21 protein-coding genes, 2 pseudogenes and 1 riboswitch are annotated in these 23,838 nt (G+C 37.1%); of the genes and pseudogenes, 14 read left to right on the top strand and 9 right to left on the bottom strand.

Going from position 1 to position 23,838, the window contains the following annotated elements:
- Window positions 1–307 precede the first annotated feature (307 nt).
- The 5 genes and pseudogenes from HYU69_01300 (at window position 308) to HYU69_01280 (ending at window position 5,146) form a co-directional block, all read left to right on the top strand.
- A pseudogene (locus HYU69_01300) lies at window positions 308–888 on the top strand (response regulator transcription factor).
- The gene (locus HYU69_01295) at window positions 888–2,252 is read left to right on the top strand and encodes a HAMP domain-containing protein (GenBank protein MBI2268972.1); all 1,365 of its coding nucleotides are present in this window, start codon (window positions 888–890) and stop codon (window positions 2,250–2,252) included. The pseudogene HYU69_01300 and the gene HYU69_01295 overlap by 1 nt, the downstream one beginning before the upstream one ends.
- A 434-nt stretch (window positions 2,253–2,686) precedes the next feature.
- A pseudogene (locus HYU69_01290) lies at window positions 2,687–3,522 on the top strand (OmpA family protein).
- A 12-nt stretch (window positions 3,523–3,534) separates the two neighbouring features.
- Entirely contained in the window at window positions 3,535–4,437 is a 903-nt protein-coding gene (locus HYU69_01285; protein ID MBI2268971.1) for a hypothetical protein, read from the top strand.
- Between the two features lie 142 nt (window positions 4,438–4,579).
- Window positions 4,580–5,146, top strand: coding sequence for a hypothetical protein (locus HYU69_01280; protein ID MBI2268970.1), 567 nt, complete (start codon window positions 4,580–4,582; stop codon window positions 5,144–5,146).
- A 604-nt stretch (window positions 5,147–5,750) separates the two neighbouring features.
- On the opposite strand, the gene HYU69_01275 is transcribed toward HYU69_01280, so the two are convergent.
- Window positions 5,751–6,329, bottom strand: a complete 579-nt coding sequence (locus HYU69_01275) for a CDP-alcohol phosphatidyltransferase family protein (GenBank protein ID MBI2268969.1) — start codon at window positions 6,327–6,329, stop codon at window positions 5,751–5,753.
- 173 nt (window positions 6,330–6,502) lie between these two features.
- Between HYU69_01275 and HYU69_01270 the strand changes: the two genes are divergently transcribed.
- On the top strand, window positions 6,503–7,528 hold the full coding sequence (locus tag HYU69_01270) for a metal-dependent hydrolase (protein ID MBI2268968.1): 1,026 nt from the start codon (window positions 6,503–6,505) through the stop codon (window positions 7,526–7,528).
- 18 nt (window positions 7,529–7,546) lie between these two features.
- Here HYU69_01270 and HYU69_01265 read toward each other — a convergent pair whose 3' ends face one another.
- From HYU69_01265 to HYU69_01250, 4 genes are all read right to left on the bottom strand, one after another.
- The gene (locus HYU69_01265; GenBank protein ID MBI2268967.1) at window positions 7,547–7,759 is read right to left on the bottom strand and encodes a hypothetical protein; all 213 of its coding nucleotides are present in this window, start codon (window positions 7,757–7,759) and stop codon (window positions 7,547–7,549) included.
- Between the two features lie 5 nt (window positions 7,760–7,764).
- Window positions 7,765–8,190, bottom strand: a complete 426-nt coding sequence (locus HYU69_01260) for an OsmC family protein (GenBank protein MBI2268966.1) — start codon at window positions 8,188–8,190, stop codon at window positions 7,765–7,767.
- Between the two features lie 63 nt (window positions 8,191–8,253).
- Window positions 8,254–8,352: riboswitch (TPP riboswitch) on the bottom strand.
- Window positions 8,353–8,488: 136 nt separating this feature from the next.
- Window positions 8,489–9,844, bottom strand: coding sequence for a vitamin K epoxide reductase family protein (locus HYU69_01255; protein MBI2268965.1), 1,356 nt, complete (start codon window positions 9,842–9,844; stop codon window positions 8,489–8,491).
- Window positions 9,845–9,848: 4 nt separating this feature from the next.
- Window positions 9,849–10,913, bottom strand: coding sequence for an NAD(P)-dependent oxidoreductase (locus HYU69_01250; protein MBI2268964.1), 1,065 nt, complete (start codon window positions 10,911–10,913; stop codon window positions 9,849–9,851).
- A gap of 450 nt (window positions 10,914–11,363) precedes the next feature.
- On the opposite strand from HYU69_01250, the gene HYU69_01245 reads away from it, so the two are divergent.
- The 7 genes from HYU69_01245 to HYU69_01215 all read left to right on the top strand — a co-directional run bounded on the left by HYU69_01245 (window position 11,364) and on the right by HYU69_01215 (window position 16,633).
- Window positions 11,364–11,675, top strand: coding sequence for a hypothetical protein (locus tag HYU69_01245; protein ID MBI2268963.1), 312 nt, complete (start codon window positions 11,364–11,366; stop codon window positions 11,673–11,675).
- A gap of 67 nt (window positions 11,676–11,742) precedes the next feature.
- The gene (locus HYU69_01240; GenBank protein MBI2268962.1) at window positions 11,743–12,135 is read left to right on the top strand and encodes a BON domain-containing protein; all 393 of its coding nucleotides are present in this window, start codon (window positions 11,743–11,745) and stop codon (window positions 12,133–12,135) included.
- A gap of 136 nt (window positions 12,136–12,271) precedes the next feature.
- Window positions 12,272–12,940 carry an alpha/beta hydrolase gene (locus HYU69_01235; protein MBI2268961.1) on the top strand — a complete coding sequence of 223 codons (669 nt, stop codon included), beginning with the start codon at window positions 12,272–12,274 and terminating at the stop codon, window positions 12,938–12,940.
- Window positions 12,918–13,106: a hypothetical protein gene (locus HYU69_01230; protein ID MBI2268960.1), complete on the top strand. Its 189-nt coding sequence runs from the start codon at window positions 12,918–12,920 to the stop codon at window positions 13,104–13,106. Before HYU69_01235 ends, HYU69_01230 begins: the two co-directional genes overlap by 23 nt.
- A gap of 37 nt (window positions 13,107–13,143) precedes the next feature.
- A complete protein-coding gene (locus tag HYU69_01225) occupies window positions 13,144–13,473 on the top strand; it encodes a four-helix bundle copper-binding protein (protein ID MBI2268959.1) in 330 nt (109 codons plus the stop codon).
- Window positions 13,474–13,687: 214 nt separating this feature from the next.
- Window positions 13,688–15,526, top strand: a complete 1,839-nt coding sequence (locus tag HYU69_01220) for a DUF349 domain-containing protein (protein MBI2268958.1) — start codon at window positions 13,688–13,690, stop codon at window positions 15,524–15,526.
- A gap of 54 nt (window positions 15,527–15,580) precedes the next feature.
- The gene (locus HYU69_01215) at window positions 15,581–16,633 is read left to right on the top strand and encodes a hypothetical protein (GenBank protein MBI2268957.1); all 1,053 of its coding nucleotides are present in this window, start codon (window positions 15,581–15,583) and stop codon (window positions 16,631–16,633) included.
- A 39-nt stretch (window positions 16,634–16,672) separates the two neighbouring features.
- Here the strand turns inward: HYU69_01215 and HYU69_01210 are convergent, their stop codons facing one another.
- The 4 genes from HYU69_01210 to HYU69_01195 form a co-directional block, all read right to left on the bottom strand.
- On the bottom strand, window positions 16,673–17,665 hold the full coding sequence (locus HYU69_01210) for a type IX secretion system membrane protein PorP/SprF (GenBank protein ID MBI2268956.1): 993 nt from the start codon (window positions 17,663–17,665) through the stop codon (window positions 16,673–16,675).
- A 186-nt stretch (window positions 17,666–17,851) separates the two neighbouring features.
- Complete coding sequence (locus HYU69_01205; GenBank protein ID MBI2268955.1) at window positions 17,852–19,396, bottom strand: hypothetical protein; 1,545 nt, start codon at window positions 19,394–19,396, stop codon at window positions 17,852–17,854.
- Window positions 19,389–19,961 (bottom strand): sigma-70 family RNA polymerase sigma factor, encoded by a 573-nt coding sequence (locus HYU69_01200; protein ID MBI2268954.1) that lies wholly within the window; start codon window positions 19,959–19,961, stop codon window positions 19,389–19,391. The genes HYU69_01205 and HYU69_01200 overlap by 8 nt, the downstream gene beginning before the upstream one ends.
- 99 nt (window positions 19,962–20,060) lie before the next feature.
- Complete coding sequence (locus HYU69_01195; protein MBI2268953.1) at window positions 20,061–22,163, bottom strand: leucine-rich repeat domain-containing protein; 2,103 nt, start codon at window positions 22,161–22,163, stop codon at window positions 20,061–20,063.
- Between the two features lie 313 nt (window positions 22,164–22,476).
- Between HYU69_01195 and HYU69_01190 the strand changes: the two genes are divergently transcribed.
- On the top strand, window positions 22,477–23,730 hold the full coding sequence (locus HYU69_01190; protein ID MBI2268952.1) for an MFS transporter: 1,254 nt from the start codon (window positions 22,477–22,479) through the stop codon (window positions 23,728–23,730).
- Window positions 23,731–23,838: the final 108 nt, after the last annotated feature.

The following is a 23,838-nucleotide window of genomic DNA, read 5'->3' as shown; positions in this document are numbered from 1 at the left end:
CTTATGGACATCTATACCGCAACCGGTTGTTACAACCTGTTTGAATTTTATTTCTTGCATTACGTTTCATGTTTTGCACGAAGTTAAATATTCATCCTCGGTTGGTGTGCTTCATTCTAGCTCATGACCATTTCATGTTTAGTAAGTATTATATAATTCATTGGCTCGCCTTACGATAGAGTGAACCATCTAACCCAGCAATATTGATACCACAAAGGTATGGACTATGGGATGAATTCAAGATTAGAATTTGATTAGAAGTACTTGCAAATTGAAATAAATGCGGAACTTTGCTGTAACAATGGATATAAAAATTCTCATAATTGAAGATGAACCCAAAGTAGCATCTTTTATTAAGAAAGGACTGGAGGTTAATAAATTTCAAGCGGAAACCGCTTACGATGGGGAAATAGGTCTGCGAAAGGCACTTTCAAAAAAGTATGATGCAATTATTCTTGACATTAACCTTCCCAAAGTTAACGGCTTTGATGTATGTAAGCAGATACGGGAACACAACGCACGTGTTCCTATTTTGATGCTTACTGCACTTGGAACAACTTCTGATAAAGTTACAGGTTTTAATCTCGGAGCAGATGATTACCTTGTGAAACCCTTTGAATTTGACGAGCTGCTTGTGAGAATAAGAGCTTTGTTGAAAAGAAGTCAATCCGAAGTATTATCAGATAGCTTACTGAAAGTAGCTGACCTGGAAATGGATTTAAACAGCAAAACGGTAAAAAGAGCAGGAAAAAAACTTTTGATACAGGGACGAATATCATTGACCTTTATATTTTTTACCTGAGAAAAAAGATTGACAAGAATTTTTCTCCCAAGCTGATACACACACAGGTTGGTATGGGGTACCTTCTTAAAGAAGGAGACGAATAATGCAGATCAGAACAAAGCTGACATATCAGTTTACCATCAACGTTGCACTAATATTGATTCTTTTTTCTGTGGCTATTTATTACTTCTCCTCCAATTATCGAGAACAGGAGTTTTACTCCAGATTAAAAGATAAAGCCATTACTACTGCCAAACTTCTTTCACAAGATGTAAAGGAAGTGAATCCTTCAATATTGAAAGCAATTGATAGAAATTCTGTAAATAACCTTCCCGGAGAAAAAGTTACGATATACGATTTTAAGAACACTTTACTTTATGATAGTAATGATGATAGTACACTTGCTGCTGCTGAACTGATAAACAAAATAAGGCTTGAAAAAGAAGTTCGATACACTGAAGGAGAAAGCGAAGTAATCGGTGTATTATTTGAGGGGCAATACGACAGGTTTGTTGTTATAGCTTCAGCCTTTGACAAGTATGGTTTTAGTAAACTCCGATTTTTAAAATACGTCTTATTGATTGGAGTGCTTATTACTATTGTCCTTACGGTTATTACGGGATTGTTTTTTTCCAAGCAGGCATTACAACCCATAGCAAATGTGGTAGGTGAGGTAGATAAGATCACAGTTTCCAATTTGTATTCACGTGTAAATGAAGGAAACGGAACAGATGAGATTGCTCAACTGGCTATTAAGTTTAACAAAATGTTGGAACGTTTGGAAGCAGCCTTTGAGATGCAGCGGAGTTTTGTTTCCAACGCCTCACATGAGTTAAGAACCCCTCTTACATCGCTAACGGGGCAAATTGAAGTATCATTAATGAATGATAAAATCAATGAGGATACCAAGCAGCTTCTAAAATCTCTATTAGACGATATTAAAAATCTAAACAAACTTTCCAATGGATTACTCGACCTTGCTCAGGCAAGCCTGGATATTTCAGAAATCAAAGTGGCTCAGATACGAATTGATGAATTAATTGGTCATGCAAGAGCGGAATTATTAAAACGAAATAAAAATTATAAAATAGGCGCTGATTTTAAAGAGTTCCCGGAGGAAGAGAAAAAACTTATATTGACCGGTAGTGAACAGTTATTAAAAGCAGCTATTATTAACATTATTGAAAATTCTTGCAAATATTCTGTCCATAAGGAAGCGAATGTTGCAATTTCTTTTAAGGAAACCGGAATACATTTAATTATTACTGATAAAGGAATAGGCATACCGCAAAAAGACCTGGAACACATTTTTGAGCCCTTTTTCAGAAGTGAAAATGTAAAATCTTATTTGGGTCATGGAATCGGATTAACATTAACGCAAAGAATTATTAAGCTACACCAGGGAGAAATAAGCATTAACTCCGAATTAAATAAAGGAACCTCCGTTAGTATTTTCTTGCCATATTGATGGGCAAATCGTACTATTCATGTCCACACTATTTCAATTAATTATATTTGTTCTTTTTGTCCCATTTCATTTATCACAAATAGTATCGGATCGGAAATTAAAAAACACCATGCTTTTTATGCAATACCTGTACCTACCTCTTGGTATGTTGATTGGGGGCATAATTGTAGCAGTATGGATAATAGCTCAGTTTTTCAAGGCTATTTTTCATTGCATTTATATTCTAATTGATTCACCAACATCACAAATAAAATTATTCTAATTGGATTCTAATCTAAATCTAATACTCCTCAAATTCTAATTTAAAATCTTTGTACCGGTGCAATAGTTATAACCGGACAATTACTGAAGCAATTATGTTTACTGATCGAATTAAAAGTTACTCCATTTTTTCTGATATCGGTTTTGCATTGCTTATTTTTCTTTTACTGGCAATGCTTTCCTCCTGCAAAACCATGCAACCTTATATAGATAAAACGGATAAGCTATTGCAGTCTAAAAGGTACAGGGCTTGTCTAAAAGAGAGGGATGAATTGTGCAGTGCTAACCAACAATTAAAAAATGATACCACTGCGCTTGGTCAGCAATTACGAAAGCTGCATGGAGAGTATAATGACCTGGGCGATAAATACAAAACACTTTCCACTACTTCGGGCATGAAGCTGGCTCAAATGAGTGAAGATTTAAAAAATAAATCCAAAGAGCTGGAGAGAAAAGAAAAACTGCTCCAGGAGCGTGAACAAAAGCTAAAAGAGATGCAAAGCATAATTGACAGGCAGGATTCCCTGGTTAACCGATTGAATACTGTTGTCAAAAATGCTTTGCTTGGTTTTAATCCTGATGAATTGACAGTAGAAATGAAAAATGGGAAAGTATATGTTTCCATGTCAGACAAGCTCCTTTTCAAATCCGGGAGTGCCGAAGTAGAGGTGAAAGGAAAAGAGGCTTTAAAAAAATTAATGGAAGTGCTGAATAAAAATACAGATGTAGATATACTAATTGAAGGGCATACCGATAACGTTCCCATTAAAACAGCTGTTTACAAAGATAATTGGGACTTAAGTGCGGCCAGGGCAACGTCTGTTGTGCGCCTTTTAACGGATGAATACAATGTTGAAGCGAAACGGGTAACCGCATCAGGCAAGGGAGAGTATTTCCTGTGGCTCCCAATCTGACAAGTGAGGGCAAAGCCAAAAACAGGAGAACAGAGATTATCCTCTCTCCCAAGCTCGATGAATTATTTAAACTATTAGAAACCCGGAAAAAATAACACGCTGATACCATGAATACAGAAGATGATAAAACAAAAATCAGAAAGCAATTAAAATATTTGCTTATACTGTTGCTCCTGCTAATAGGATCGGGTATTGGGAATGTTTTTTTTATGCTAAACCGGAATAGCCTCAATACAGAAAGAGATACAGCCCTTCTTCATGCTGACTCTTCACTTTCAGTAAAACTCCAGGTTGAAAAGTATTTAATGGAAGCGCAGGCAGCTTTGAATAATTGTAAAAGCAACAATGATGAATTAAATGCTGCTATCTCAAAATTGAATAACGAGATAACAGAGAAGCGAACGGTTATTGAAAAAATAACTAAAGACAATGGTAACGTTTCGGCACTGAGAAAACAGCTTAAAGATACAAAGAAACTCCGTGATGACTGTGAAAAACAGGTAAACTCAATCCTGAAAGGCAACGGAGACCTCCAAGCTAAAATAGCTGCATTAAACAAAACACTTGCTGATCTTAAAAAGGACAATGAAGGTCTCAAAAAGAAATTAGAGTGGGCAAAAGACCTGAAAGCCTATGAAGTAGGAGTGATGAATTATAAAGTAACCAAGAGCAAGCAGAAACCAACCATAAGAGCAAAAAAAGTAAATAGAATATCCGTATCATTTACACTTGCAGAGAATATGGTTGCAGAATCCGGCAGCAAAAATATCTACCTCGTTATCTATGATCCACAGAAAAGTGTATTGGCAAAGACCAGTGAAAAATTCACGAATACTAAAACTAATACGGAACAGGTTTATTCTTCTTTGAAAACAATAGACTTCAAAAATGATGAACAGAAAATAACTGTTAATTACGATACAGATGATAAACTAACAAAAGGAAAATACAAGATGGAAATATATGCAGATGGCAGCCTAAGCGGTAAAAAAGAATTTGAATTGAGATAATATAATGTCATACGGTAATTATAAAAGGCACAGTATGCGTTCAACATGGGCTTTGATTATAGCCATTGTTGCACTGATACTATCGCTTGCCTGCTTATTAGAACAATACAGAATAATTAAACTATACTAAAACAAAATCAATATGAAAAAAGCTATCAAAGCCGGAGTTGCTATAATGACAGCAGGCATCTTTTTAACAGCCTGCAAACAGCAGATTGATGAATCTGTTATTCAATCTTATACCAATGAAAATCAAATTTTGGAGCAAAAAGTATCCGAGATGAAAGCCTTTAAATACAAAACATCTTCTGATATAGAGAAAAAACAGACAGAGATGGTTGCTGCCATTGATCCTAAGAAAAAAGTAGCCTATGAAAAGGATAATGGGGTAAAATCAGAATTGAAAAGCATAAAGGAGAAAATAGATAAAGCAACCAAAGAGTACGAAGGAAATTATAGTTCATTGGCTAAAAGCATTGAAACCAACAATACTTTTATTGCTTCAATTCCCAAGTCTGAACAAGACGAAGAAGCTATTAAAACAGATTGGCAACAAAATATGTCCGTGTTTAATGGGATTATTGAAGCAAACAATGAGTTGCAAAAACAGATAACAAGTTTATCGCAGCAGTACAATGATCTGGTAAAGCAGATTGTGAAAAAATATGGTAAAACCGAGACAGATAAAAAAGCTATAAAGAAAAAGTAATTTTACATTGTGCAACAGACAGTAATAAGTTCGTTTTCATTTCTTGTTTGGTGTTTTGATTGAAGTTTTATTGTTGCACTTTAAGTTGAAGGGGAGAAGTGTTACGTCTCAGCAGCGGTAATACTTCTCCCTTCTTCATTTTTTATGTCTTCTAATGAAAGGATCGCAAGTAAAGCATAAAGTGAGCGATTTTATATCAATAGCTGCTTCTGTTTCTGTAATAAGAGGTATCGCTACCGTATGAAGCCATTGGCAAAAGGAACTATAAACTGGAGAAAGATGCTGCTTACGGATCGCGATTCAAAATCGAAGCCTTTTTGATAGTTGCAACTACTTCTAGTGATGTAAAAATTAAGTCAATCATTTTTGAGGGCAAATGAGCGGATTGTCCGGCTGAAAGGAAGAATTATTTTTTTATTTCGATAAACGAACATATTTATATGAAAAATTATAGTTAAAATTTGCTTATGGATAAGCCATATTTGAAAAATTACCTGATAAAACTATCTTTCCGGCGCTATTAGAGGCTTTTACCCGATTGTGCAACAGTTCGACCCCAAATGGCGCCCTTTAGAGGTTGTTTAAAATTTATCCCTGCATTTTGCTATGGCGCTTTTTTTCTTCTTAACACCCAATACACCCCTTTTACATCATTTTTCCACTTTGGCAGCAATAAAATAAGAATAATTTCTTCTATCAATTCAAATGCAGTTATTACTGTAGCAACATAAAACAACCCGTAAAAAATTGTTTCAAAAAAGAATACGGACAGTAAAAAAACTCCTTGTAATAAAGCAGCTGTTTTTGCCAAGTAAGTATGGAAATTACTGGGTTTTTTATATTTTAATAAAGAAAGGGATAATTGAATAAAAAATAAAACCAGTAATCCAATAATAGCTAATCCTTCTTCCCTGATAAATTCCGGGTTGGTTTTAAATAGCGCTATTATTGCTACTAAAACAGTTAAGTCATCGCCAATAGAATCCAATTTTGATCCTAAAATGCTCGCGGCTTTATATTTCCGGGCAAGATAACCATCAATCATATCGGTACAAAAACTCGCAAGAAGCAACCATTTGAAAATATTCAACTGACCTGAAAATATAAGGATAATCAGTAGCGGGGAAGTAATAATCCGATAGAGCGTAATGATATTTACTATCCTTACTGCACGTCCTGACATAAAAAGCAGCCCATTAATAGTTTTAAGATTTCTCTTCTTCATCTTTTTTAAATACCAGACATTTTATAATCAAAAATCATTCCTATTCATTCTAGAGATTACAAATCAATTTTTTCATCTGCAGTAAGGTAAACGAGGCATTGTTTTTGAACTTTTAAGGAAAAACTGAACTGATGGATTCAATTACTCATACCGCTCTGGGAGCTTGTTTGGGGGAAGTTATTGCCGGCAGACAATTGGGAAAAAAAGCTATTCTAGCAGGCATAATAGCAAATAATATTCCGGATGCAGATGTGATTTTTCAGCTTTGGATGCAGCCGGTGGAGGGACTATTGGCTCACCGGGGTTTTACGCATTCTATTTTGTTTGTCCTGCTTTTTTCTCCCGCATTGGCATTTGTTTTTAAAAAGATATTTGCCCATGCAATGGTTTCCTATAAACGCTGGCTGTTTTTATTTCTAAGTGGCTTAGGACTGCATATTTTTATTGATGCGTTTACAGTATATGGTACGGGTTGGCTTGAGCCCTTCAGCCATACGCGTATTAGCTTTAACTCATTATTTATTATCGACCCCCTTTTTACTCTCCCGCTTTTGCTTGGCACTGCGCTACTCCCATTTCAGAAAAATTCAATTAAAAGAGCAAAGTGGGTGAAAATAAGTTTGGTCATAAGTGGAATTTATTTCACAGCTGCAGCGTTGAATAAACTCCATATAAATAAGGTGGTTGAAAAAAATATTTCAATACAACAACTCCCCCATGATGATTACATGACTACTCCCACTCCTTTCAATAATTTATTGTGGTATATTATCATACCCACTAAAAACAAATATTACACTGGCTATTATTCTGTATTTGACGGCAATCGGCTTGTTCCCTTTCAAATTATTAATAAAAACGATTCCCTCTTATCCCAACTATGCGACTCTGAAGAACTGCATAATTTTATCCGCTTTACAAAAGGATATTATTGTATCAACCTGCAAAATGATTCAGCTGTTATAAGTGATATGCGCTTTGGACAAAATGGCGGATGGTATATACATAACGCCCCTTTCATTTTTAATTTTTACACACATGGAGATAAGCATTATTGTAAAAACCTTCAACAGAGTAGATTTGAATCTTTAAATGCTCAATCAATATATGGATTAATCAGACGGATAAAAGGAAAGAATATGAGCTATGAAAAATGAAATGGTCTTTTATATACTTTACCAGGCTTTTGTTTTTTGTAATAAAACCGGCTCTTGCGGAGAAATTTTTTTGAAATTTTTTTTCTTCCGGGCGCCTTTCTTGCTTATATCCCCCCGATAACCAGCTTCTTTTTCTTTACGACTATCCAAATCATCTCTTATTTCTGGGCGAGGTTTTTTTGATATGCCCTGTTTACTTTGACGATTATTTGTACTTCTTGATGTTTTCATTTTCGTTATACCTGAACAGGTGATTCAACATTTGCATCCATGGTAATCTTCAGCTTGAGGGCTTTCGATACGGGACATTCATTCTTTGACTTTTCAGCACAATCTAAAAAATTCTTTTCGCTTATACCGGGCACTTTTGCTTTTACAACAAGATGCGATTGAGTAATAGTATTCTCTTCCAATGTAACGGTAGATGTTGTTTCAATCATTTCAGGAGCATAACCTGCGTCACTTAACAGGAAACTTAATTTCATTGTAAAACAACCTGCATGTGCAGCTGCAAGTAATTCTTCAGGGTTCGTCCCTTTGTCTTCGGAATAACGGGTGTTCCATGCATAAAAAGCATTGTTTAACAATTTGCTTTGCGATGTAATTTTTCCGCTTCCTTCTTTACCTGAGCCATGCCATATAGCAGTTGAAGATCTTTTCATGTATATATATTTTTTAGATTATTATTAAATGTATAAGTATACCAAACCCCGTTACCGGGGTTTGGTTGATTTTTCTGCTTTCCTTTCGCCAGCATTACCTGGGTCAAGTTGTAAGGGTTTGCTTCTCAGATTTCTCTGTTGGAATCTCCCCTAAGCAGATTATCATTTAATCTAATACATAAATATCATGCCATTGCGAATTGAGAACATTTGATAAGAAAATTGTTAACATGATGGGGAATTTATTGCCGGTTTAGTGATTTTTTTTCTCTTTCCAAGTATCACATAAAGCATAAACTCAAACTATATATTTATTAAAACTTCCGTAGTTATTAATTATTTTCCCTTTCCTGAAACTTAATATTATTAACAAAAATCCACTTATCAATTCGTTGTAGATAATTATTTCGCCTGCAAGTAAAAAAGGAGACAACATTATCCATAATCCGGAGGCAATATTTATAAATCGTATGGGCCTTATTATTTCTCCCATAGCAATTACAGAAAATGTTATTATCAAAGCTCCAACAAAATGATCGCTGTCGGCTAATGCGTTTGTGTGCCCGAAGACAAAGGGAGAGAACATCAGCCAAACCCCGATCAAAGATGAAAGGATTAAATTCCAGGGAACTGAAAAATCTGAAAAAATTTCTTTTACGGTTTTTCTAAAAGAAGTCAGATCATGTCTTATGTATTCAATGGATTTTTCCGAAGTGGTACCTCCCAGCCAGAATATTCTCCATACTGATTTTCCTTCCTTTTTACTTTTTCTTAAAAATTGAATTGAAGCAAATACTTCATCAAAGGAGCAGGGAATCATAATAAGCATAACAATAGCAGTAAAAAGACAGATAGAACACCATGAACCAACAGCAAGAGGCTGCAAAATAATTAAAGTAATACTTATTGCTCCCAAAGGAATTATTAAAATCCCGAAAAAAATTACGGCCCAGGGCATAGTTCTCCAGCGGTTTTCTCCGCCTAAATATCCCATCATTGCGTCCAGCATATAAGAAAAAGCGCCGAGCCCGGCATCTGAAACGGGCCAGGCTTTTGAAACATCTGAGTTTAAAACATTTTCAGTTCCTTCACCAAAAAAAGGATCCCAGGCAGTGTTAATATATCCCAATTGATAGGCAGCTAAATAACGTGAAGCAAAAAAGCCGATCCAGCCAAGAAAGATTATGGGAATCCGCTGTATCCATGAGGAAGGGTTAACTGACCAGCCCGGTGGCACATCGGGTCCTGGTTCTTCATATAGTTTCACTCCGGGAACACCCGGAGCTACAATTGCAAAGGCAATTACAAGAATACCAATAATGGTATCGTTGTTATAACTAACCGCCTCGGGCGCCCAAAATATAAGAGGGGCAACATTTAACCACAGTCCGACAATAGCTGCAGCCCAGGGAGCCCACAGCCTGAAAGGATTGATAGAAAGTAAAGTAAATAAGCATATTAAAAAGCCGCAAATAAAATCATTAATCACCATGGGCTCACTATTATAGATGAAAGTTAAAGGGGCAGCGATCAACCAAACGCCAAGAAAGAAATTAGCAAAATGCATCCACACTGTTTGCCGGTGATGAACATGATGATTGAGCATCTTTTGGTCTTCCCTCACATTATCTGTTTCTTCTGTTTCAATTACCATAATTTTATTTTTTAAATCGGGAGGGCAGCTTTAATTTATTCCGGAGATACCATTTTTTGGGGTCGGATTTTAATGCGGCGATCATTTTAGGCAATGTTTTCCGCAAAGAATATTGAGGTTCCCAATCCAATATTTTTTTCGCTTTTGAAATATCAAGCTCCATGTGGTTGTCGGCCATATCGATCATCCAGGGTTTGATAAAAGAATCTCCGAAAATGCCCTGTACCCACGCCCCGGTTTTCGCAATAAGTTTAGGGATCCTATATGTTTTAAACGCTTCGCCATGAATCAATCTGCCAATCTCCTTTTGCAGGTATTCATAACTTAATGTTTCCGGCTCTCCGATATTAATAGTAATATCTGCAGGAAGTTCGGCACGCTTTTCAACAACTTTAACAATTGCTTCCACCAGGTCATTTATGTGAACAAAAGGATTTCCATGTGTTATCTCCCCGGGGAAAAAATGAGCTGTTATTTGATTTTCATAAATGCGTTGTATGTGGTTGGCAAGCGGAATAGAGTTGCCGGTATCATTATAAACCCCCGCAATCCTTAAAATCACAACGGGGATATTGGCTCTTTCGGAATGAAGGATTGCTTCTGATTTTATTTTTGATTCAGGATAGTCCCATCCTGGTGCGAGGGGCCAGTCTTCGTTAATTTTTTGACCCGGCCTTGAAGGAGCATAAACCAACAAACTACTGGAGAAAATAAATTGTTTAACATCAAAATTTTGTAAAGCCTTCAATAATTTTTGCGTGCCCTGAACAGTAATTTTATCATATAGCGGACTTGGCTTTCCCGAAAAATCATAATAAGCTGCAAAATGAATTACTGAAGCGATTTTATTTCCGTAACCCGACCGGATTTGAGCCATCGCCGTTTTAATACTTTCTTCTGAAGCGATATCCATATGAATAAATTCAGAAGTGTTTTGATATTCGCCCCTATCCGTACCAACCACACGATACTGTTTAGAAAGCCTGCTCATTACCGCTCCCCCAATGAAGCCGCTGCCGCCGGTAATAATAATAACATCCTTTTCTTTTTTTGTTACTTCTTCATCCATGATTAACCAGATATTAATTACACTTACATTATAGCTAAAAACCATGCCGCTAATCTGTGCTGAAGAAGAAAGGATTTTATACCAGTAAATATCTTATAAAGTCAAGGTTTCAATGAACTACCCCTCCCCAGAGGATCGGTATCAAAAAAAGTCCTCTTCTGCCAGCGGAAAATTCGCAGCAGAGCTGCGGGATATTGAACCCGATCCCTCATCTCGCTCAAGAGCCTTTCCCGGCAGGGAAGGGCAAGACTATGTTTTCGCAAAAAAAGTGAAACCCAAGTCTCGCTAATAAAATTTTGCGAATTATTTTCCCCATAATGCCATAAAATTTCCACTTATCATTCTGCATTTTAGATATAGAATATATTTATTAAAGCCAATTTGAATTTGGCATATAATTTATGCAGGAAACATGACTAAAATTTAATAATTAATTAAAAAAATCTAAAAATGAAAACAAAACTATTTTTAATTGCTGCAATCATCTTTTCCATAAGTGTAAGTGCAGAGAATTCTTTCAAACATGAATATTGCGCCAAATTGAAAGACGGAATCCTTACCGTAACGCATGAAGGGACTCCAATAACATCGGATATAACCCTTGCCAACGGAACCACAATTAAAATTGATGGGACAGTAATACAGAAAGACGGAAGTACAGTGATGTTAAAAGAAGGGGAGTGTATCAATAAGGACGGAAAAATAATGAAGGAGAAAAAAGAAAAATCTCAAGAAAAAACGACTAAAGAAAAATACAAATAATTGCTATCCGGCCTAAAAAGATTATTATAATTCAATAACCTGCCAAAAGCAATAAAAAATAAAATTTATGAAAACAGAATTGAAAATTAAAAAACATATAAATAATGAGGGCCAAACAGAAACCGCTGTCAGCGAGATCAGAGATTATACCGGTTATATTAAGACAAACCTTCCGCCATCTTCCAAACGAAGCGATTCTGATATTAAAAATGCTGTATTAAATGTTATAAAATGGAACAGCTCAATTGATGAAAACAAAATAAAAATAAAGGTCAGGGATGGATGGGTAACACTGGAAGGTTATGTGGATTGGGAGTATCAAAAATCAAGAGCAACATATTTAGCAGAAGATATTAAAGGCGTTGTGGGAGTTAACAATTTAATTACTGTTGTTCCTGTAATAACCCCGGCATTGAAAGAAAAAATAAATGCCGCCTTTCGGGCGCAACTATTATCCTGATGCGAAAAAAGCAACAAGTATAAATACGCATTCATATAAGGGAATATAAACCGGGTCCGAAAAAAAATTAAAGTGAAATCATATAGAAGTTTTTATGTAAAACAGAATATATCATGCACTTCTATAAAATATAATTATGGAAACAAAGGAAATTAATATTCCGGTCAGAAACCTCACGTTAAAAGGTCACTTAAATATTCCTTTGGGGGCTAATTCCCTTGTTATATTTTCTCATGGAAGCGGCAGCAGTCGTTTCAGCGCCAGAAATAATTATGTTGCAGAAATATTGAACAAAGAAAAAATCGCAACACTACTCGTCGATCTGCTAACAGAGAGCGAAGACCGTATTTTTGAAAATCGTTTTAATATTTACTTGCTTACCAAACGTCTTATTACTGTTACCTCATATATTCACCAATTACCTGAACTGAAAAAACTTCCCATCGGTTATTTTGGAGCGAGTACAGGCGCGGCTTCGGCATTGCAAGCTGCGGCACAATTAAACGACCTGATCCATGCCATCGTTTCATGCGGCGTCCGCCCCGATCTGGCCGGTACATTAATCCAGGTAGAAGCGCCCACATTACTAATTGTTGGCAGCCTGGATACCAGTGTTATTGAACTAAATGAACAGGCGTATTCCTTACTTCGTTGCGAAAAGAGAATGGAAATTGTGGAAGGAGCATCTCATTTATTTGAAGAACCGGGAAAACTCGATAAAGTTGCCGAATTGGCTACTAAATGGCTCAAAAAGCATCTTGTAAATCCTAAAATTAAAACTCATGCTGTTTCAGAATCGACATGATGCGGCATTGCAGCCGATCCCTTACTTAAAAAAAGATAAGGATGAACAACCTGAACACGAGGAAGAATTCTCGATCGATGTTGATTCATATAAAGTGGTATACCACTCCTCCATACGAATACCGGGAGAATTATGCATTCACCTACCCTGTTCCCATTTGGGATAATATAAAATCATTAACACTCTTAAAAATAAATCAAAAAATGGAAAACAAACAAATTACAGATGAACTGTATTTCTGCGCCGCGCAATGCACCAGATGCTATGATGCCTGCCAGATAGAAAAGGAGAAAGATAAATTACAACGCTGTATGATGCTCGACCAGGACTGCGCCGATATATGCCGGCTAACTGGTCAGCTTTTAGAAAGAAACTCTGAAAACACAGAGCTTTTTCTAAAATTATGTGGTGAAATCTGCGAACGGTGTGCGACAGAATGCGAAAAGCACTCCGACTTAGAACATTGTAAAAGATGCGCAGAGGCGTGCCGTAAATGTGCCGAAACGTGCCATAATCAACAGCCCGTGCATTAAAACAACCTATCTACAAAAATATTGGCAATGTTTACTTTAAAATTAAGCTCCTAACTGCATAAGGGAACATATTGTGTCCTATCCGGTTATACATTATGAAAACTTAAATAGCAGCGGCTAAATACAAAAAAATGCCATAAACCGCTGGCATAAGCTGTTTCCTCAAAAGCATTTATGTTTCCTCATTAAGAAGGATTATTTTTATCTTAGCTCTATGCAAATAGACGAAAAAAATAAACCTATCCCGGATGAGGCCATTCCTGTTTCCTCCGAGTCTCAATTATTACCTGATATAGATGAAGTAACGGATGGAAATGCAGCTGAAACCATTGTATCAGAAGACGAACTGGCATCAATGAGTAAATCGCAGCTCGCGGATAAGCTGGAAGAACTTCTTGCACCCGAAGATGTAATGTCAGAAGTGGATATTATAAACCTGATCAAGTCAGCCTATGATAGATTGGTTAAAGAAGAGTACGCGCACAAGTTGAAAATCTTTACACAGGACGGAAGCCCGGAAGAAGACTTCACCCCACGCATTGATCCATTGGATGAGAAAGTCGAACGCCTTTATAAGGAATTTAATAAAAAGAAAGCTGAACTGCGCAGACAAAAGGAAAAAACACTGCAGGATAATCTATCAACCAAAAGACTCATCATTGATGAATTAAGAGAACTGTTAAAGAGCGAAGATCATTTTTCAAAAGCATATAATAAATTTCAGGCTCTCCAAAGTAAGTGGCGCGCAACGGGGAATGTACCCAGGCAGGACATGCATACCCTGCAGGAGAACCATCATTTTCTTACCGGAAAATTCTACGAAATAGTAAAGATCAGCAATGAGCTGCGCGAGCTTGACCGCAAAAAAAATCTTGAAATTAAAAATGAGCTCTGTGAAAAAGCGGATAAACTTGTTGAAGAGCCCTCATTGAAAAAAGCGCTTGACAGCCTTCGCTTTTTACAGGAAGAATGGCGTACATCAAATAACCTGAGTAAAGAGTTAAGCGATCCCTTATGGCAACGCTTTAAAGCCGCAACCGATAAAATATATGAGCGAAGAAAAGAACATGTGGCGCAGGTAAAACAACTGCAGCAAGCCAATCTTGCAGCCAAAATTGCCTTATGCGAACAACTGGACAAGCTGGCAGAAACTGATCTTTCCTCTTATAAATTATGCAGGGCGGCTTCTGAAAAAGCAGAAACAATATGGGCCGAATGGCAAAAAATCGGCTTTGTTCCTAAAAGTGATAACGGTGAGTGTTGGAAAAGATTTAAAAAAGCGCGCCAGCACTTTTACAATGTACTCGATGCATTTTATGCCAGGCAGCGTCGCGAATTCGGACAAAACCTGCAAAAGAAAATTGATATTTGTGTCAGAGCGGAATCATTGCAGGAAAATACCGACTGGGCCGCGACAGCGGAAATACTTAAAAAAATGCAGGTCGAATGGCAAGCTATAGGCCCGGTGGCTGTTAAGGATTCACAACCAATATGGAACCGGTTCAGGAAAGCCTGCGATCATTTCTTTGAAAATAAAAACAAGGAAATAAAAGAAAAGGAGAATGCACTTTTGGCGAATGTACAGGCAAAACAGGCAATAACAACAAGGGTTGATCAACTGCAACCATCAGGCGATATGAACCAAAACCTGGAAGAGCTTAAAAAGATACAGGAAGAATGGGCTGCTTCAGGACCTGTTCCGGTGAGAGAAATTGACAGGCTCAATAACACATTTGGAAAAGCCGTAGAAAATTTTCTTGAAAAAATAAAAGACAGTACTCCCGGACAGGAAAAAATATTTTACCGGCTTAAGTACGAGCAAATGCGTAAATACCCTCAGGGACAGGAACAGATAAAGCGAGAACGATTCGCTATACAGGATAAAATCAAGAAACTGGAAGCTGAAGCAAACCAGTTGGAAACCAACCTGGGCTTTTTTGGAAAATCAAAAAAGGCAAATCCAATCCTGGATGAATACACGAAAAAACTGGAAGAAGTGAAGCAAGACCTTGGTAAACTGCGGGAACAAATAAAATCAATTCCTTCTATTTAATCCGGCTTCGACTCCGCTCAACCGGCATACATTAAAAAACCAACGAGCCTTCTCATGAAAAAATTCTTAATTGCTTTTGGAGCGTTCGTTATGTTCTTTATTAGCATTGGGTCAATGTTTAAACTGATGCATTGGCCTGGTGCGGGCATTCTTTTGACATTCGGAATGTCATTACTTTCAATGATCTTTCTTCCATTTTTTTTCGGGCAAAGAATATATGAAAACAGAAGTGGGCTAAATATATTTGTAAATATTTTCGGATTTCTCTCCATTTCATCACTGTTTACTGGTGTATTATTCAAGGTTATGCACTGGCCCGGGGGTGGACTCATGATAGTTATGGGATCGTCATTATTAGTGTTTCCCACTTTAATATTATACACAATCCAACAGTACCAGGAATATGACAGAAAATTCAGCGAATTCTGGAGAATGGTATTTCTTACTCTATTCGTAAGTGTATTCTTTTTTGTCTATGGCCTTAATTATTCGAAAAATATTTTATATACCTATTTAAAAATAGAAGACGCTTTACTGAAGACAAATGAGAACACTAAAGAAATAAACACTTTACTGTTGGCTAACATAAAACTCAGAACTCAGGGAAACGCCGAAAACTATCAGCATTTACGGGACGCATCTGTGGCGATCAATGTACTATCAAACCAAACAATTAAAAATGTTGAACAATTAAAAAATGAATTGATCGCCCATGTAAGTTATCAGCCCGTTGACGGCACATCGGATCACTGGAATATGACCGGCTTAGATAATTACGATATTCCGACTCATTTTTTAGGCCAGGCCGAAAGTTCGAATGGTCGAGATTTGTATGAATCCTTAAATAACTATAACCAACAAATTATTGCCATCCTTACAGAACTTAAAATGGAAAAAGCAGAACAAAAGCTCTTGTCCTTCAACGGGCTTGATCTCAAGATCAAGGATAACATGAATATTGACGAATCTTCCACAACCACCTGGCACGAATCAATGTTCTATATGACTCCGCTATCGGGGGCTGTTACTTTATTAACAAGTATCCAAAGCCAGGTACTTAATATTGAGACAAGAGCACTTCTTATTATAAATAATTCTATAAAATAAATTAGGCTCCGGGAGTTTAAAATAAACATCTTTGGTTTTTTACTCCATTTCCCCATTCCTGAAATTCATATTACGTATGTTGTCGTGCATTGTACGTTTTACCCGTATGGGTGGTTGGTAGCAATAGCCTACCATGATCTCATGCGTGTTGTTGCTGTAATTTCTTATGGCTGATGTGGTCATATCAAATGAATAACCAAATCTGAATCCTCCATTTTGAAAACCTACCATTGCCACAACAGCATCCGTTAAACGGTACGAAACACCTCCCCATACCCTTTTTTGCCAAACAACCCTTACATTCAGATCAAGCTGTGTTGAAGTCAGGTCTGTCTTCGCTAAAACAGAAGGGATAACCTCCGCATTCCTTGAAACCGGGAATGGGCAACCAGCCATTACATACACATGCTTTGCATTTACGAAGCTGTAATCATCAGGTACATTCAGCGGATTGCCATTAGCTGCAGGGGCTTTTAATTTAAATGAAGAAGGAGTTAAATGAGTGGATGAAATACCGAAATACATGCCTATTGGATTGGTATAATAAACACCCAGTCCGAGATCATACGATTTCCTTCCTCCGGTATTAATATCGGGAATTGAGGCGTCCTGAGCAACAGGATCGGTCGCAATCCATACTCCGTTCAATTGCTTTTGCATCATGCTTGCCTCAAATCCCAGGGCTACAGTCCCTGCCCATAATGCTCTATGATAGGAATAGGAGATTTTAGCAAATGTGGTTTTATCAAAACCAAGCTGGTCCTGGCAAAACGTTAAGCCCGCACCACCGTGAAATGGAGTTGACTGAAATACAGGAGCATCAAGTGCTATCAGTCCTGTTCTGGGAGCACCTGGGAAATTCTCCCATTGTTGTCTCAACAATACTGTTCCACAAATGGCGCCATCGGTTCCTGCATAAGCCGGGTTGACAGGTAGTTTGTTGAACATGTTTTGACTGAACTGTGCGTCTTGCTGCGCAAATGAAACTCCGCATAGAAGTGTCAGTGCTATTATTTTTAGTGTCTTTTGCATGGTTAAATTTTTTATAGGGTGAACCGTTCCTTACAAATATTGTTTTGTAAAAAGTTAACTACTACGCAATTCCTTAAATCTTACTTCTGGATTTTTATATGATCAACGAATGGCCATTCCTGATCTATTATAAGGTCCCGGAAGTTTTATTCCTGTTGACCTGTAAGCTACTTCCCGCTATAATGATCACGGGTTAATTTTATTATGACTTCCTTTTGCGAATTCATCTATTTGAGCTAAAGCCAGTTCCTTATTCCCGACCACATCAACAGTAATTTTATTTTGCTGTCCCCTGTAAAGCCTGTTATAATCTCCTAAGCGAATAAAAACTATTTGCCCCTTATCGGATACTGCCCAAACCAGATTCTGACTTTTGGTGTTTATCTTAACTCCTCTTCCTTTATTATAAGTGAATACAGTGTTTTTATTTTTCTCCACAACATAAATATTATTACATACGATAACATTATTATTGTGGTCGAGAAGTAAATTTCCAAGATCTATACTTAACTCGTCAGGCAATGGAGAAAGCGGTCTATCGCAATTCCATACTCCCATTTGTGAAATCATAAAAACTCTGTTAGTTATCCCTGAAGTTTTAGCAATTGAAACCAATTGATCATTTCGTTTTTCTTCCTTAGTCGCAACATTTTCTTCATACTCTTTGTGCTCCCGGGTAAATTTTTCAAGAGCAGACTTATAATCATTTTCACTTAGCACAGGTTTTACGTTAACAGCTATAGTAGTGTCAGCCTTTTTTAGATTTGCGATATAACTTCCCATCGATGGCCCGGCTTTCAATATCATATTGTCCCATTTTATTTTGTAAAATTTTGAATTGAAATTATTATCGGTCACTTCAAACATAACGTTATCGTACAATGCCAATTCAGGAAATTGCTTTTTATCGACCTGCAATTGGAACCGGTATTTTGAATTATCCGCTACGTCAACATCATCAAATTTATCATCTGTAGGATATTCAAATTTTTGAATTTGTGCCGATGGTTTTGCAGCCATCTTATGACCACTTATTTTCTGAACAGAATCTCTACCCGCATATATCCATTCCCTTTTCTCTTCATCCAGCCTGTATAAATTATAATTATTATCGGTATAATCCGATTTCATTTTTACATGAATTCCTTTCCCTTGTTTTAATACTACAGGTTTATTATCGGAAAACCCGCTTAACTCTATCATCCCGGCCGACTCCAATGTGTAATTCTTGCCTGCTGAATCATACCCCATTGGAATTCCTGAAAGAAAAATATCTTTGGGACCATTAAATTCCCTGAACTTTATATTTACTTCTCCGATAACAGGTGACCCATCTTCAAAAACAAATGCATTAGCAGGCACATGGATAGATGTTCCTGAAGGATACCTGATCCAGGCTCCTTTTTTTGCGTCAATACTCCTTTCAGTGTATGCAACACTTATATCGTTTAAAGGAGGAGCAATGAACGGTGTTTCTGTATTTACATTCCGAGTGTCGGGGATGACTTTTGCTACCTGCTTGCCGGCAGTTTTAGTCTGAGTATTATACAATATCAAAGCTGTTGCGAAAACTGTTACTACAGCAACTACTGACCAAATCATCGTTTTGTGGAGCAATAGTTTTTTAATCAGGGTATAATTGCCCAGCACTTTATCGAAATTATTATATCCCGCTATCTCCGCACTGTCAGGCAGCTTTCTGTCAGTCAGTATTTTTTTGCGATTATTCATGGGTAAAATTATTTTTAAGTTTCTCCAATATCCTGTAGGTTTTAACCTTCGCGTTATTCTCCGTGATATTTACTATTTCTCCTACTTCCTTAAATGAATGTTTTTCAAAATAACGCAACTCAATAATTTCCAATTCATCTTCAGAAAGTGTGGTGAGCGCATTCTGTAATTGATTATACTTTTCCTCTGAATTATTCTCTCCTTCTATTTCAGCGGCCATTTCACGAACGCCCTCCTTTTCAACAGTTAATACCATACTTATTATATTTCGTGCGTTCTGATCATAGATCTCATTACGTGCGATACGGTATAACCAGGAACCAAAAGGAATTCCCTGCGGCTGGTATTTTTTAAGGTTTAACATGGCCTTTAAAAAAACCTGTGATGTAATATCTGCCGCATCATCCTTCGACTCTACCCTTCTTACTATGAACAGAAAAATCTGCTCATGGTACTTATTATACAGGAGTGCGAATTTTGAAGGATCTTCCTTCGCCTGCCGGATAAGATCGGCTTCCTTATTGATCTGCTCCGGGGTTAGGTGATATGCTGCATTCAAAGTCATTATCCGTGTTTTGTATTAATAACTGAACGAATGATCAAAAGATACAATGAAATGAAGCTATGTGTATAAATGACTAATATTCAATAGATTAAACTTATCTTACTCCAGACCGATCGTTTTAAAAATATCCGCCATCGTATCGAGGTTCTTATCCAGCACCTTTGTTTTCAATTCGAGTAGCTCTGATTTAACAGGTATTTTCTTACTGTTTATTTCTGAAGTAGACACAATCCCCAATGTACCATTCCTGAGTTCTACAATAATTACATTATTAGCATTTTGCCAGAATATAATATTGTTGGGCGACAACCCGAGTCCTCCTTCACTCTGATAATAACGGTTTCCCATTTTATCTATGGTAATAACATTTTTTACAGCCAATTTTCCGCCGCCATTCTCATCAATAAATTCAACCGAAACACTTATAAGTTTTCCATAGGTTATTTGTGACTTCTTGCTGTTATTGTTCCTGAGAATTGTGCTGTTATAACCCCTGATCTTCATACCTCTTTCAAAATACTCCAGTTGAAGGGAAGAATTATTTAATGCCAGCTTCTCATTGGTAATAATATTGTCGTAATATTCCAACCATTGCTTCTCGGTCATTACACGTTCTTCATTGCTCATTTGCAGTAGCAATTCGTCCCAGGCCTTTTGCTTAACTAAAATGTAATCGTTATCGTATCTTTTCTTATCCTTTAAGAGATTTTTCTCAAATCTTTTGGCCCGTCGCACCAATGCTTTCTGGTAGTTGGAGAATCTCCTGTTGTATGCTTCACGACTTTTTTCCAGTGTACCTTTATTATAGATCGGATATGCGCTTATTTTTTCAAAGCCCTTGTCATTTTTGAGCTCAATTGAAAACTGGCTGTTATTATTATCGAAGCTGATGCGAACATCATTCCACTCCTTTTTCTTAATATATTTTTTTAAAAATTGTTTTTTAGTTAATTCACCGTTATACACCCAATGCATACCGTTAAAGGCAGTCAGCTCATTGAAATCGATCGCTCTGGAATACCTTGAACCAATATTGAAAGCGACCTCCTTTCTCCTACCCTTCATTTTGTAAAGCGAGAACCGTCCCCCAGCATAATTACTCCTAACACGTTTTGTGGTATTTATATAAGAGGCGTCAGCGTATCGTTCGTTGAACAAAAGTGTGTCAAAATTGTAGTGTACCGACCGGAAAATATCCGGGTAATTAAGATACGCTGCCGACAGTATGCTGAAATCCTTTTTTACTACAAGGTTCCCCGCTTTTTCTTCAGTTTTTTTAGGGACAATTCTATCTGTAGCAGGAACAATGGCAGTCATCTGTGAATCATCATCCTCTTCATATACAGGGTAGTTGATTTCAGCTTTGGGAAACATCCTTTTTATTTGCTCAATTTCATCCCCGCTGATCTCCTTATCAATTGACAAATATTTAATGTCAGCATCCCTGAATTTTTCCAGCTCCCGAAATTGGTTTACAATAATATTACCATTAATACTTAAATTGTTTATAGCTTTTAAGGATGATACTCCTTCTGGCAATTCACTGAGTACGTTGTTGCTTACATCCAATTGCTTTAACGATTTTAGCCGGAAAATATTCTGGGGCAGCTGAGTAATAAAATTTATAGGAAGGGAAAGAGAATCCAATGCAGGCAGCTTTGACAGGTTATCTATCAGTTTTTCATAATTCAACCGGCTGCTTCCGCTGAGCGTTAAACTTCTCAGCGAGCTTATTTCCGATATCCCTTTAGGATCATTTTTAAAATCATTGTCGATCAATTTTAATCCGACAAGGTTGATCTCTGAAAGTTTATCAAACATATCATCAAAATCAAGATTATTGTTGCCTTCAATTGTTAAAGATGTTAAAGTTTTAATGTTCTTAACATTGTCCGGCATCTTCTTTAGTTCATTGTCGCGCAAGGTTATGTTTGCAAGGTTTTTTAAAACAGAGAGCCGGTAAAAAACTTTCTTTAAAGTGTTTTCGTTGGCTTCGCCTTCGAATTCAATTGATCGGAGATTTTTAAACTCATGTATCTTATCTAAAACCAGACCAACGTATTCGGGGTTGGTCATATCAACCGTCAGTTCTTCCTGCTGATACAGCTTATTGTACAATTGATCCTTGCCTGATGCAATTTGTGCTGTACTAATCTTTAAACCCAGAACAAATAATAAGAGGACGGCTGCTATTCTTTTCACACGTAAATGTTTTGTAAGTATTAATTATCATGCCTGCCTGTCGATAGACAGGGAATATACCATGCAATCTTCATTCCATTTTGTCCTGGCTTAGCAAAGATGGCCATTACATACAGAACAAATGTTGTTGATATAACTGATACAACAACATAAAGATACAGCTACACAATCAATTGTTACTAATTGAAAATCAAATACATACAATTTATACGGATAAAAATTAAATAAATGCCTTTCATGAAAGATATCGCTATTCTAAAACAATACACGTACTTTTGCCGGCTGTTTGCAGGTGGCTAATGGCGCAGAGAAAATGAAACAAGAGATACCAATAGTTAAAGCTAATTTTACTTCAGATCAGATTTTCGTAATTTTTATTCTTGCGCTCACTCAATTTACTGTTGTGCTTGACTTTATGGTTATGTCGCCACTGGGCGATATGCTTATGAAATCGATGAGTCTCACCACTTCTCAATTTGGATTTTCAGTTTCGGCATACGCATTCAGCGCCGGTATATCCGGCTTACTAACAGCAGGTTTTGCCGACCGCTTCGACCGTAAAACATTATTGCTGTTCTTTTATATTGGATTTATTGCCGGCACTTTACTTTGCGGCCTGGCTACTTCATACCCGCTGCTTATAGCGGCACGTATTGTTACCGGTGTATTTGGCGGAGTTATCGGGTCAATTGCAATGGCCATTGTTACCGACCTGTTCCCAATTGAGCAACGCGGACGCGTGATGGGTTTTTTAATGATGGGCTTTGGAGCCAGTCAGGTATTGGGTATCCCAATTAGTTTATACCTCGCAAATAACTGGGGATGGCAGGCTCCATTTATAATGATTGTTTTCCTCTCCATAATTATATGGATAGCTATTCTCATTAAACTGCAACCAATCACCAAACATCTCGAAGTACAAAATGATCGCAATGCCCTGATGCACCTTTGGCATACCATTGCCAAACGCGATTACAGGATCGGTTTCTTATGTACTGCTTTGCTCTCCATCGGAGGTTTTATGATGATGCCATGGGGAAGCGCGTTTGCAATAAATAACCTGCATGTTACACAACAACAACTTCCTGTTCTTTTTATGGTTTCAGGAGTAAGTTCATTGATCATAATGCCGTTGATTGGAAAGCTTAGCGATAAAATGGATAAGTTTAAATTATTTACACTTGCCTCTATTTGGATGGCAGTTATTGTTGTGGTTTACACCAACCTTAGGCCCATACCCTTTTGGATGGTTATGATAGTGAATGTAATTCTCATGGTTGGTATTTTGAGCCGTATGGTGCCTTCAACAGCATTGGTATCGGCCCTCCCTGAACTCCAGGATCGCGGAGCATTCATGAGTATCAATTCTTCCCTGCAGCAAATTGCGGGCGGAATTGCCTCAGCGGTCGGAGGACTGGTAGTAATCCAAAAAGATAAATTCAGTCCGCTTGAACATTACGATACCCTTGGCTATTTAATTATTATACTCACAGCGATGACCATTTATATGGTATTTCGCGTAAGCAAATTGATACCGGGGCATAAGTCTGAAAAAACGAATCCTTAACTTCTTAATCATCAGTCTTTTTGTTCTGCTTTAGCCGAGCGATAGAATGACCAACACACAATTGCACGATTTTTGATAAATAAGGCATTCCTTAAGAAATTATTAATT

This window comes from Bacteroidota bacterium (assembly GCA_016183775.1).
Taxonomy (GTDB): domain Bacteria; phylum Bacteroidota; class Bacteroidia; order JABDFU01; family JABDFU01; genus JABDFU01.
The sequence above is the reverse complement of the archived record's forward strand: the minus strand, read 5'-3'. Positions and strand labels throughout refer to the sequence as shown.